This window comes from Chamaesiphon sp. VAR_48_metabat_135_sub, from assembly GCF_031418915.1.
Taxonomy (GTDB): domain Bacteria; phylum Cyanobacteriota; class Cyanobacteriia; order Cyanobacteriales; family Chamaesiphonaceae; genus Chamaesiphon.
Genome location: NZ_JANOJV010000069.1, coordinates 1 through 13,711, shown reverse-complemented (window position 1 = coordinate 13,711; position 13,711 = coordinate 1). Strand labels below are relative to the sequence as shown.

General features: G+C 46.0%; 5 protein-coding genes and 1 pseudogene. All 6 read left to right on the top strand.

Features of this window, described 5'->3' with window-relative positions:
* The first annotated feature begins 18 nt into the window (after nt 1-18).
* Nucleotides 19-3,906, top strand: coding sequence for a GAF domain-containing protein (locus tag RMO55_RS05620; protein WP_310424687.1), 3,888 nt, complete (start codon nt 19-21; stop codon nt 3,904-3,906).
* A gap of 29 nt (nt 3,907-3,935) precedes the next feature.
* Nucleotides 3,936-4,640 carry a response regulator gene (locus tag RMO55_RS05615; RefSeq protein ID WP_310424685.1) on the top strand — a complete coding sequence of 235 codons (705 nt, stop codon included), beginning with the start codon at nt 3,936-3,938 and terminating at the stop codon, nt 4,638-4,640.
* A gap of 339 nt (nt 4,641-4,979) precedes the next feature.
* Nucleotides 4,980-6,824, top strand: coding sequence for a calcium-binding protein (locus RMO55_RS05610; RefSeq protein WP_310424683.1), 1,845 nt, complete (start codon nt 4,980-4,982; stop codon nt 6,822-6,824).
* 173 nt (nt 6,825-6,997) lie between these two features.
* Nucleotides 6,998-8,485, top strand: a complete 1,488-nt coding sequence (locus RMO55_RS05605; RefSeq protein WP_310424681.1) for a DUF3131 domain-containing protein — start codon at nt 6,998-7,000, stop codon at nt 8,483-8,485.
* A gap of 161 nt (nt 8,486-8,646) precedes the next feature.
* Nucleotides 8,647-12,867, top strand: coding sequence for a DUF3131 domain-containing protein (locus RMO55_RS05600; protein WP_310424679.1), 4,221 nt, complete (start codon nt 8,647-8,649; stop codon nt 12,865-12,867).
* Nucleotides 12,868-13,055: 188 nt separating this feature from the next.
* Nucleotides 13,056-13,711: pseudogene (locus RMO55_RS05595) on the top strand (glycosyltransferase); the annotation flags it as partial.

Below are 13,711 nucleotides of genomic sequence, written 5' to 3'. Positions count from 1 at the left end.
CATACTTTGTACCGACAAATGGTAAACCCTTTTTTACTCCTCACTCAATCCGAGCCGAAATCCACTTCGGCACAGCATCTGTGGCAGAGACTCGTCTATCCACCCCTCACGATCTCCCCCGATCGGAACGTGAGAGAGGCGATTTCTCTGATGAAGGGGATTCGGATCGTGTGTGATGCCAGAAAAGCTACCAGTCAACTGGCAAAATTAGATCTTCAAGTGCGATCGAGTTGTGTCTCGATCGTCGAGAATGGACAACAGATCGGCATCCTGACGGAACGAGATTTATTCAGGCTCTGTACCGAGCGGCAGGATTTAGATTTAGATCATCTGGCGATCCGTGATGTGATGAGCACAAATATCGTCACCCTCAATACCGCAGATTTTACAGATATATCTGTCGCGATCGATCTACTCGATCGACACCAGCTTCGTCATTTATCAGTTGTAGACGATCTCAATTGTTTGCTAGGAATAGTCACTAGCGAAAGTCTTCAATATCATTTGACTGAAGCTTTGAATGCAAAGGTAGCACAGTTAGAAGTAGAAAAATTCCAACTACTGGAACATGGCATTATAGATCGAGCAGAGCGAGTCGAAGAGCAGACGGCCCAGTTGCAAGAGCGGGAAGCTCAACTCCAAGAATCGCAACAATTTTTGCAAACAGTCATTGAGACTTTTCCACTTTCCGTATTTTGGAAGGATCGAGCATCTCGTTATTTAGGCTGTAACTACAACTTCGCTCAAGATGCCAATTTAAACTCACCTTCAGAAATTGTTGGCAAAACTGACTACGATCTCTCTTGGGGGGCGATTGAAGGTGATGCTTACCGCGCCGACGATCTTCAGACAATTACCTCAGGCACCGCAAAATTAGGAATTATCGAGACACAGACATCAATCGATGGCAGCTCGCGCTGGATCGAAACTAACAAAATCCCATTGCGTAATTTTCATGGGGAGACAATCGGGGTCTTGGGCACCTATCAAGACATTACCGATCGCAAACAAGCAGAAACACAACTATCCAAACTATCGAAACGGTTGTTACTATCACTCAAATCTGGATCGGTGGGTTGTTGGGAGTGGGATATTATCCAAGATCTGCTGATTTGGGACGATCGGATGTACGAACTATATGGCGGCAAACGATCCCCAGCAGACCCCGAAATTACTAAAGCTTATGCTATCTGGATCGAAACTATCCATCCCGACGATCGATCTGCGACCGAAGATCTTTTGGCGCAAGCTCTCTTGGGACAGGCGGAATTCGATACGGAATTTCGAGTTATTCATCCCGATCGGAGTATTCACTTTATCAAAGCTTACGGTTTGGTACAACGAGATGAGCGAGACCGTCCATGCAGCATGACTGGAATTAACTTTGATATCACTGCCGCCAAACACGACGAAGTGATGCGTCAGCAGAGCGAACAAACGGTTCTTCAACAAGCCGAACGGGAATCGGTACTACGAGAAATCACCCAACGAATTCGGAAATCGCTGGATCTCAAGACTATTTTTGAAACGGCGGCACGAGAGATTCGATATTTTATGGAAACCGATCGAGTGGCGATCTTTAAATTCAACCCCGATCTCAACTTTGACGAAGGTGAATTTGTTGCTGAATCTGTAGATCTTAAATTTCAACCGATTTTGGGATTCCAGATTAACGATCCTGGTTTTGGTGAAAGGTTAGCACATTTCTATCAAAAAGGTCGGATTAATGTACTAGAAGATATTCATGCGGCTGGACTGCGGGATTTTGAGATCGAGGTTTTAGCAAAATTTCAGGTGCAAGCAAATTTAGTCGTACCATTGCTAAATGGTCCGATCTTGTGGGGTTTGCTCTGTATCCATCATTGCTCCGCAGATCGATCTTGGCAACAGAGTGAAATTAATTTTGTCATCCAAATTGCCGAACAGATCGGGATTGGCATCCAACAAGCGACCCTCTATGAAAAAGTCCAGTTAGAGTTAGAAATCCGCTGGCGGGCAGAAGAAGCGATGGCACTCCAACTCAGACAGCAGCAGACACTAGGCGCACTCGCCCAACAAATCCGTAATTCTCTCAACGTAGCAGAAATCCTTGCCACAGCAACCGAGCAAGTTAAAGAGTTGATGATGGTCGATCGGGCGAGTATTTTTCAAGTATCTCCAAAGGGTCATCTGCAAGCAGTCGAGGAAGTTGTCTCGCCAGGATATCCAAGAGCGAGCGAGCGAAATTGGGACAATGAATATTTAAGCGATGAAGAATTTCAATTTTATTTAGATGGTAACCCTAATGTTGTGTTCGATCTCAAGCAAGATCCTCGATCGGCATCTTTGCAAGAGTACGTAGACCACATCGGTGCTAAGTCCAAAATTGTCGTGCCGATTTTACTGCTATTTGGCAATACTGCAGCCGATCGTGAGATCGAAACCTGGGATGAGCCTCATCTGTGGGGATTGTTAAGCGTCCATTCTTGTCGTACTCATCGTCGTTGGCAGGCTGCCGAAGTTAAATTAGTCCAACAAATTGCCGATCAGCTTGCGCTCGCAATTCATCAAGCAAGTTTGTTTGAGAAGTTACAGGAAGAATTGACCGAACGACAGCAAGCAGAAACACGATTGCGAGAAAGTAATCAACAACTTGCCGTCTCCAACCAAGAACTTGCCCGCGCCACTCGGCTCAAGGATGAGTTTTTGGCAAGTATGAGTCACGAACTGCGGACTCCACTCAATGCCATTTTAGGGCTGTCTGAAAGCTTGCAAGATGAGGTCTTCGGTGCCATCAACGAGCGACAAAAAAAGTCAATTGTCACGATCGAGAAAAGCGGCAAACACTTACTGGCTTTAATCAATGATATTCTCGATCTTTCCAAGATCGAAGCTAATAAATTCACGCTGGAATTGACTGATGTATCGATTCAATCTCTATGTCAGAATAGCGTGTTATTTATCAAAGAACTCGCCCACAAGCGGCAAATTCGATTACAGACTCAACTGCCCGAATCGCTCAAATATCTCAATATTTGTGTAGACGATCTCCGCTTTCGTCAAGTCCTGATCAATTTGCTCAGTAATGCAGTTAAATTTACCCCTGAAGGAGGGAGTATTACCTTGGATGTGCGAGTGGGGATGGGAGGAATGGGGGCTACAACAGCAAATCAGACCTCGATCGATCGACAATCTTCAGCATCACAGCTACGACAGATCGCCTTCTCGATTGTCGATACGGGGATCGGGATTGCCCCCGAAAATATGGATAAACTGTTCCAATCCTTTGTTCAAATTGATAGTAGTCTCAGTCGTCAGTATGCAGGCACGGGGCTAGGACTAGCATTGGTCAAGCGAATTGTCGAAATGCACGGTGGTACCGTCTCAGTCCAGAGTCAAGTCAATCGGGGCAGTTGTTTTACCATCTGTCTGCCATTGGAGCCGACTACAGCGATTGCGCTAATCCCATCAGCTCCACTTGTATATCCGATCGTCGCAGATCCTACACCTGCTGAAGATCGACGGGTTAAGCCCCAAACCTCGATCTTGTTGGTGGAAGACAATGAAGGCAATATCGAAACTATGACTACTTATCTGCACAGTCGTGGCTATCAAATAGTTGTCGCCGAAAATGGCCGACAAGCGATTTCCATTCTGGAAGGCTGCGCCAGCGATTCAGTTCAGACCCATCATCCTGATATTATTTTGATGGATATTCAGATGCCAGAAATGGACGGCTTCGAGGCAACTAAGCGCATTCGTCAGCTCCCTGAGTGTGCTGCTATTCCCATCATTGCCTTGACAGCTCTAGCCATGCCCGCCGATTGCCAAAAATGCTTGGATGCTGGAGCCGATCGCTATGTCGCGAAACCTGTCAAACTCAGTCAACTAGTGGCGACGATCGAAACATTATTAAATCTCAAATAGCCTGCTTAAAAAAGACAAATTAACCGGTTATGAACAAGATTTTAATTATTGAAGATAATGTTGATGCTAGAGAAAATATTCAAGAGATTTTAGAACTAGAAGATTTCAAAACGGTCGTAGCTAAAAATGGTCTGATGGGGGTAGATTTAGCAATAAAAGAATGCCCCGATCTAATTATTTCTGATATTTCGATGCCAGAAATGGATGGCTATCAAGTCTTTGCTGCCCTGCGAAACCACTCACAAACAGCGATTACCCCATTTATCTTTTTGACGGCTCAATCCGTTCGCCAGGACTGCCGCCAAGGAATGGAACTAGGTGCGAATGATTATTTGACCAAACCTTTTACCGGTGATGAGTTATTAAATGCTGTGCGTACTCAATTAGAACGCAGTAGGGTAATGATGCAGCACTATTTTAATAGAAACCAGGAATATCAGACTTTTAATAAGAAAATTCAAGATTTACAAATTTTCAATCAAACTAAAGACAGAATATTTGAAAATTTTACAGCCGAATTACGTCAAACAGTGACTAAAATTAGTTTGGCTTTAGCTACAATTCAAAGTCTACCATCTGGAGCCACACGCGATCGGCATTTAGAAATTTTGCGGGCTGAATGTCAACAAGAAATTAAGATGCTCAACGAAGTAGAAGGTCTCCACAAGTTTTTGACACCAGATAACGTGAGCTTTCTCAATCAATTTAAGTTGCTCAATGGTAGCGGAAATTAAATAAAATCAATCCCTGAAATTCAGGGTAGGGGCAATTCATGAATTGCCCCTACCCTGAATTTTGGTGGGCATTCGATCCCCACATTCAGCAACATCCTCAATGAAGGCGATCTACATCCGCTTTTTGTGCGATCCCGATCTCACGTAGAAAAATTTGGCTGTATCGCTCGCTTATAGAGCTTACTGAGGTTTGTTACGAGTATTTGCACCTAGAAAAAGATTGGTAATTTCAGCATGTCATCTCGGGATGAAATAAAGATATAAAAGTCTTATGTGAAGCTCAATCTGCTCGGCACAGATTTATTGATTGCACTATCCACACATCACCCCGATCGAACTATGGCTAACTTATCCGATCACACATTTATTATTGGTACCGATGATAATGACATTATTTATGCCCAGGATGGTAATCATACCATTCAAGGTTTCGCTGGAAACGATATTCTAATTGGTGGGACTGGAAACGATCTCCTCGATGGTGGTGCTGGCGATGACTATCTCGCTAGTGGCGATGGGGACGATATTCTAATTGGTGGCGATGGTAATGATGTGCTTGATGGTGGGACTGGTAATGATATCCTCGATGGCGGAACTGGCAATGATACGCTCATGGGTGGCGATGGTAATGACTATCTCGCTAGTGGTGACGGCAACGATATTCTAATTGGTGGGACTGGTCATGATGTCCTTGCTGGTGGTGATGGCCAGGACGATCTTAGTGGCGGCGATGGGGATGATATTATCGATGGCGGTGCCGGACATGATTGGGTTGACGGCGGTGCTGGCAATGACACCATCTATGGTGGTGACGGCGATGATGGCTGCTTGTATGGTGGCGAAGGTAATGACACTATTTATGGCGGTAATGGTAATGATAAAATGCGCGGTGCCGAAGGGGATGACACCCTCTATGGGGATGCTGGCGATGATATGCTGCGGGGGATGACTGGCAACGACACCTTATATGGCGGGGATGGTAACGATATCTTAGATGGGGATGAGGGTAATGACATCATAGATGGTGGTAGTGGTGACGATCTCCTGCATGGCAGTAGTGGCGACGATCTGGTTCAAGGTGGTAGTGGCAATAACGTTCTCTATGGTGATGATGGTAACGACATTCTAATCGGCGGACAAGATAAAGATTCAATCTATGGTGATAATGGTGCAGACACCCTGATGGGTTTTGCTGGCAACGATTTTCTTAATGGTGGTGAGGGTAATGACTCTCTCGACGGTGGAGACGGTAATGACACGTTGCTAGGTGGCTCAGGTGACGATCTGCTAGCTGGTGGGAATGGTGATGATGTTTTAGTTAGCGAAGATGGTAACGATTTTCTCAATGGTGGCGACGGTAACGATGTCCTGATGGGTGGCGCGGGTAAAGATAATCTCAGCGGTGGTGACGGTGACGATCTTTGGCTCGATGGTGGTGCTGGGGATGATACTGTCTCTGGTGGTGTCGGGAATGATGTGGTTGCTGGTGGATTTGGTAACGATACGATCTATGGAGAAGAAGGGAATGATACTGTGTTTGGAAATGCTGATGATGACAACATCAGCGGCGATGCAGGTGATGACTACCTCAACGGTGGTGAGGGCAATGACTACCTCCACGGAGGCAAAGATCGAGATATCCTCGAAGGTGGTAGCGGTAATGACACGCTCGATGGTGGTTCCGGTAACGACGGTTGGCTGGCTGGTAACGATGGTAATGATACGATCGATGGTGGCATTGGCGATGATGTCCTCAGTGGCGGTGATGGGCATGATTATCTTCAGGGCGGTACCGGAAATGATGTCCTCCTGGGTGGTACTGGTAATGACATCTTAGTTGGCGTTAGTACCGCTACAGATCTAGGTCGTGGCAACATCGATATACTCACTGGTGGTGGTAGTGGCGATCTCTTTATGCTTGGTGCAGTTGGCACAGTCTACTACGATGACGCAAGTACTGCTACTGCGGGGTTGAATGATTACGGCTTAATTACTGATTTCAGTAGTGTTGAGGATATTATCCAACTCAGTGGTACAGCCACTGAATACATCTTAGGTGCCTCAGTTTCTGGTATTAGTGGTGTGGGAATTTACCGACATGGCACAACTACAGACGAATTAATTGGCATTGTCCAAACGGCCGATACTATCAGCCTCACAAATACCTGCTTTAGCTACGTTTAGTAGCAGTCTACAGTTTTGGAGTGTGAAGAAGAGACCTGACGATAAATATCCCCGACTTCTTGAAAAAGTCGGGGATATTTATCGAAAATTACATTCTCTTGACAATTTACTATTTGTAAATTTCTTTGAAACTAATGGGCATAATAAAGTAGAAAACTACCAAAAAACAAGCCATGAGTTCTGATTTTAAGCCACCACCATTAGGGTGGTCGATCCTCTCTGCGGTGGGTGGAGTTGTCACGGTAGTTGCGGCGATTTTTGGATTGGAAAACTTCTCCAGATATCTCCATCAAACTGATGCTTCATTGGCTACTAAATCAAAAATTGCTACATCCCACAATGACGGGATGAAACCAGACGAAAAACTCTTAGTGAACCTCGATACTCGATCGATCTCCAATCCTGGCGTACCGATCCCACCAGCCGAAATGTCCGCCAGACTCGCCCCCACAAATATCAGTGCCAGCACTTTGTCCCCAGCCGAGATGCTCATGGCGCGTCAAGCTTGGACGTATTTTCAGAAAAATTGGCAACAGAAAACTGGTTTAGTTAATAGCGTCAGCGGTTTTGAGTCGGTGACGATGTGGGATCAAGCCGCAGCTATCGCCGCGCTCGTTAGTGCCAAAGAACTCAATCTAGTTTCGGCGACAGAATTTCAATCTAAAATGAGCCAAACGCTCAAAACCTTGGCGAAGCTGCCATTATACAAACAGCAACTACCAAACAAAGTTTATAATTCCAAAACATTAATCCCCGTCAATTACGGTCAAATTACCAAACGGGAAGAAATTGGTTGGTCGGCGATCGATCTGGGGCGGATGGCAATCTGGCTCAAAATTGTCGGCTCTAAATATCCCCAATTAAAGCCCCAAACTGAAGCAGTCTGGAAGCATTGGCAAGTCCAACGACTAGTCAAAAATGGTCAAATGTATGGAACTGCCGTCACCGATGGTAAAGAACAGTATAACCAAGAAGGTCGCCTGGGCTATGAAAGTTATGCCGCTTACGGCCTAAAACTGTGGGGTTTGAATGTTAATAAAGCACTAGATACCAAGACGAATACCGCCTTTATCGGCATCTACGGTCAAGGTGTACCTCATGATAAGCGAGATTTTGACAATTCGGGTGCGAACAACTACGTCCTTAGCGAACCGTACATTCTCGATGGGATCGAAACCGGATTTCAATCTTTACCAAAAGCTTATGCCGATCGCGTCTTAGCAGCTCAGGAAGCCAGATATCTAGCCACCGACCAATTAACCGCCGCGACCGAAGATAATCTCGATCGTGCCCCTTATTTTGTCTACAATTCGATCTTTGTCAATGGCAAACCCTGGGCAAATATCACCGACAAACGCCAAAATCATCCCGAATTAAGATTCCTCAGTACGAAGGCGGCGATCGGTTGGCACGTATTGTATAACAGCGATTATACCCAGAAATTATTTAGCTTTGTCGAAACCAAACTCAAGGCTGAAGGTGGTTGGTACAACGGCTATTACGAGACTTTAAAAGAACCTAATAAAGCCCAGACAGCTAACAACAACGGTGTGGTTTTACAGAGCTTACTTTACAAGAAAGTCGGCAAACCATTAATTCTCTGGGCAGGAGTTACACTACCGAAAAAATTTACTACTGTTAAACCCGAAAAATCTCCCTAAATCCCCCTTTTTGACAACTAGGCGGGAGACTCGTCCAGTGGGGAACCCGTCCAAAGGTGAAGCCCAAGTGGAGTAACTTTTCAAGAGAGGGGTGCCCGTAGGGTGGGGTGGGTAGATCTCCGCAACCATCAGAGATGTCATTTAATCCTATTTCAAACTAAATGTGGATCGATAACTTTCACTCTCACCAACCCAAATGGGTAAAATGGACAGCACTATTTCTCGTCGGAATTAGCTTGCAATTTGTGTTGCAATTTTTTCCGCCCGAACCAGTCATGGCACAAAACCAAGCTGCTAAACCCAGCATGTGCAGTGCAATTATCGATCCACTCAGTCCCGAAGAAGAGGGTTACGCACGGACGGCTTGGCAGTATTTTAAAACCAATTATCGACCGGAAACGGGATTTGCAAACTCCACTGGGGGATATCCATCTGGTACGCTGTGGGATTTGGGTAATTACTTGATGGCACTTAATTCAGCGCGCTGGCTGAATATTATTCCCCAATCAGAATTTGACCAAAAAATGAATAAATTTTTGGAAAATATTGGGAAATTGCAATTATTTGATGGAGCTTTACCAAACAAAGTTTACAACGCTAAAACCGCCCAGATGGTGGACTATGGGAATAAACCTACCCCGCGTGGGATTGGTTGGTCGGCACTAGATATCGGGCGAATGTTGGCAGCATTTCACGTTATTCGCACTTGCCATCCTCAATATAATGAATGGCTGAAGGGAACTGTCGCGAAGTGGCAGGTGGCAAAATCGGTCAAAGACGATCAACTTTACGGGGCAATGGTGAAACCAGATGGCACCACCCTATTAGTCCAAGAAGGACGACTCGGCTATGAAGAATATGCGGTCAGAGGATATGAATTATGGGGCTTTAAAGCACCTAAAGCTTTATCATTTCAACCATTTAAGTTTGTCGATATTTATGGGATCAAAATACCTGTAGATGTCCGCGACTATCAAACCACCAATGCGAATAATTATGTCGTCAGTGAGTCCTATATTCTCGACGGGCTGGAATTTGGCTTGCAGGGAGAAATCGGCGACTATGCAGCGAGAGTTTTAGAAGTTCAAAAACGCCGCTTTCAAGATACCAAGCAACTCACGGCAGTATCTGAAGATAACATCAATAAACCACCTTACTTTATTTATAATACGGTCTACTCAAATGGGGTAAATTGGGCGGCAATTACAGACGAAAACAAACCTATCCCTGAATTCCGTAGCATCAGTACCAAAGCTGCTTTTGGCTGGCGGTATTTATATCCAAATAGTGAGTATGCCAAACAGATATTTGATGCTGTCAAAGACCTCAAAGATCCGAAAAATAATGGCTTTTATGCTGGACTCTATGAAGCGACCAAGCAACCCAATACATCTTTGACTGGTAATACCAATGGACTGATTTTAGAAATCCTTTATTACAAAGCTAGAGGCAACCGTCCCTTGATTAGTGGTGGCAGTCCCTCTACAGCATCAATCGCGGCATCACCACCCACTCCAGCCACAACGACACCAATCTCAACACTGTCAACGGCTCCAGTAAAAACTGCTGCACCTGCCACTCTCATCCCATCTGTAGGCAATCTCCGTGCAACTACTTGTCCCCGCCCTACTAAGCCGCTGAGTGTGCCCGAAAAACGTTACGCTCAAGCTGCTTGGCGATACTTTGAGGTCAATATGGAAGCCACTGGGCTACCGAACGATCGCAATTTTATGAAAGGCTCGACATTGTGGGGTTTGGGTGATTATCTGGCAGCAGTCCAGTCGGCACGGCTACTGGATGTTTTAACCGACGATCAATTTGATACTCGCATCCGCAAGGTGTTGGGGATGCTGCCCAAAATTGCCCTCTTTACGGGCGAATTACCCAATCGTAGCTACAATAGCCAATCGATGCAACTGGTGGATTATGGCAATAATCCCACCCCCGATGGTACGGGCTGGTCATCGCTAGATGTAGGAAGGTTGCTAACGGCTCTCTATGGCTTGAAAACTTGCTATCCCCAATATACCAATGCGATCGAGCAAATCGTTCTCGATTGGTCGTACTTACGAGTTGTCCGCGATGGTGCGCTGTATAGTTCGATCGTGTCTAGAGATAAAAATGGGCGGATGCTCACGCGTGTCGAACCTGAAACTCGTCTGGGCTATGAAGAATACGCCGCCCGTGGATTCCAGCTATGGGGATTCGACGTGAATAAATCCGCTGTCGGCGGACAGTATCAGACGGGATCTCTAGAAGGATTTCAGGTACCAGTCCAACGGGTTAAATCTAAGGAAAATTCCCTAGAAAACACCAAAACTGTCACAAATCCTTTCTTCCTCTATGGCTTAGAGTATGGACTAGATCCGCAGATGCGGGCTTTGATTATCCCGATGCTCAAAGCGCAAGCCGAACGCTATCGGCGCACGAATGTTTTAACTACTTCTACTACTAATGCGATCGAATCCAAACCTTACATCCTGCATAGTACCGCGATCGGCAAAGGTCGATCGTGGGAAACGCTCGGCGATGACGGTCGATCTCGCCCCGATGAGCGATTAGTCAGTACCGCTGCCGCAATTGCCACCTACGCGCTTTTTCCTGAAGACCCTTATGCCCTCGAACTCTGGCGCGCCACCCTGGACTTATACGACCCTTATAACGGCTACTACGAGGGTTTTTATGACAAAACGGGGAAAACAGTCACCACCTATACCAGCAGCACCAACAGCACGATTCTCGAAGCTCTACTGTTCAAAGCAGTCGATCGAAAATCGCTGATCCGTCCCAATTCCAATCTCAATTCCCCCTGGTGGCAAGCGGTAACTACTGGTACGGGACAAGGTTTACCACAAAAAGCCGTTCAAACAGCCGAATTTATAGACGAACTCGGTGGTAGCTATTGGAAATCATCTACCCCTTCAGTTGCTACTGCGGTAGAGGTGTCCTTAATTCCACCTCCACCACCACCGCCACCACTCCCACAACCAGGCGATCCTCTACCCCCTGGTGTACCACCACCACTAAGCGAGGAGCAGCCCTTACCACCGGGATATCAAGAACCTCTAGCAGAAACCCCCGCACCCACACCACAGCCCGCCCTTCCAAAATCTCCTAAAGCTGCGACTGTCCCAAAGCAACCTGGATCTAAAGCACCTAAAGCGGTGAAAGTCCCACGACGAGTAGATCGAAAACCACCAGACACAAAACCAAAGATACCCGAAAAAAACCAATCCTTTAAAGACTTAGATGGAGTTGCGGCTAAAACTGCTTGGAAATATTTCGATCGCAACCTGGTAAAGCAAACGGGTCTGGTCAATTCCACCGACCAGTATAACTGGACGACTTGGTGGGATCAAGGCAGTGCCATTCTAGGCATCCACGCTGCTAGACAAATGGGTTTAATACCCTCAGACCGTTTTCACCAGTGGGCAAAAACTTTCCTCTCTACTTTAGAAACGATGCCACTACCCAGCACCAAATTACCCAATAAAGCCTACAGCACCACCACCGCTCAGATGCGAAAGCTCAATGATACGCCCGACCCTCAAGGGCGCAGCGGTTGGTCGGGATTGGATGTCAGTCGATTTTTGCTGGGATTGCATGTATTGAGAACTAAGTATCCAGAATATACCGATCGAGTCAATAAATTAGTCGCTCGTTGGGATCTCCAGAAACTCGTTAAAAACGGTCAGATTTATGGCGGTATTCCCGCCCAAAAGGGATATATTAATTACTTTCAGGAGGGACGATTGGGTTACGAGCAGTACGCAGCTAGAAGTTTACAGTTATGGAATTTACAAGCTGCGGAGGCATTGGATCGACCACCTATCGAAACAGTTAAAGTTGATGGAGTTTCTCTCCAAATCGATCGACGAAACCTCAAGAATTCGGGAGCGAGTAATTATCTTACTAACGACCCTTATCTATTATGGGGACTAGAACTCGGCTGGACAGATGCCGTAAAAGCGCAAGTTCAGAACTTACTCAAAGTTCAAGCCCAACGCTTCCAACGCACCGGAATTATCACTGCGGTGAATGAAGACTCGATCGTCAAACCGCCCTATTTTCTTTACTACAGCGTTTATGCTAATGGCAAAAATTGGGAAGCTCTAGCCGATGGCAATCGCTCTTATCCCAACTTGAAGTTTGCTAGTACAAAAGCTGCTTTTGGGTGGAGTTTCCTCATGCCAGAGGATGCTTATGCTCGAAAGTTGCGATCGACCTTCCAAACTCTTAACGACTCCAACCGTGGTTACTTTTCAGGACTATATGAAAATCCGAAATTAGGCAAGAATAAAGCTGTCGATCTCAATACTAATGCTGCCATTTTAGAAGGATTGCTGTATCGAGCCAGGGGTAATGTACCGATCGTTTTGTAAGTTATTTGACTTCGGCGGAGATCTTTACCCCACCCCAGCCCTCCCCTTATAAAGGTGAGGGAGCCGGAAAAGCCCCCCTTTATAAGGGGGGGTTGGGGGGTAAAGATCTCCGCCGAAGCTAAACGAGATAAGGCGAAAACTTTACCCCCTAAATAATTATTCAAAATTAATTAAAAGAACGACAAATTATGACTGCATCTACGATCGATCGAACCCAAAATTTCCCAGGTAACTCTCAATCTCGCCTCAGCAAACGCACATTATGGTTTCGCTACCTTGCCGAAATCAATCTAATTTTCGGGGCATGGTACCTCTACTGGCGGATCTTTCACTCCCTTGACTTAGAAGCTCTCTGGCTGGCGATTCCGCTATTGTGTGCGGAAATTTATAGTTACATCGGTGGAGCCATGTTTACGATCGGACTGTGGCGACCCCTAGAACGCAAAACCAAGTCATTACCCTATCTAAATCCACCGCTACCGATGGCAGAATGGCCGACAGTAGACGTATTTATCACCTGCTACAACGAACCGCCCGAAATGGTCGAAGAGACGGCTAGGGCGGCTCTAGCCATCGATTATCCTCCTACCAAATTGCGGATATATATCCTCGATGATGGCAACTCACTCGAAATGCGAACTCTCGCCCAGAAGCTCTGTTTGGAGGATTTACAGTCAGAAATACTCAAAGCTGAGGCGCAGCGGATTAAGTCGGAACGTTCAGAACTCCGCGAACGGCTCAAGCAAATTCGCGAATTAACTGGCGATAGCCAAGCTGCTGAAACTTTTGTCGCGACTCTCCCAGCACAGAATGAGCCAAATACTTCAGCCCACTTTTTACAAGT

Excerpts from the sequence above, each read along its gene's own strand:
- RMO55_RS05620 (WP_310424687.1), top strand. The coding sequence starts at position 19 with ATGGTAAACCCTTTTTTACTCCTCACTCAATCCGAGCCGAAATCCACT.
- RMO55_RS05615 (WP_310424685.1), top strand. The coding sequence starts at position 3,936 with ATGAACAAGATTTTAATTATTGAAGATAATGTTGATGCTAGAGAAAAT.
- RMO55_RS05610 (WP_310424683.1), top strand. The coding sequence starts at position 4,980 with ATGGCTAACTTATCCGATCACACATTTATTATTGGTACCGATGATAAT.
- RMO55_RS05605 (WP_310424681.1), top strand. The coding sequence starts at position 6,998 with ATGAGTTCTGATTTTAAGCCACCACCATTAGGGTGGTCGATCCTCTCT.
- RMO55_RS05600 (WP_310424679.1), top strand. The coding sequence starts at position 8,647 with ATGTGGATCGATAACTTTCACTCTCACCAACCCAAATGGGTAAAATGG.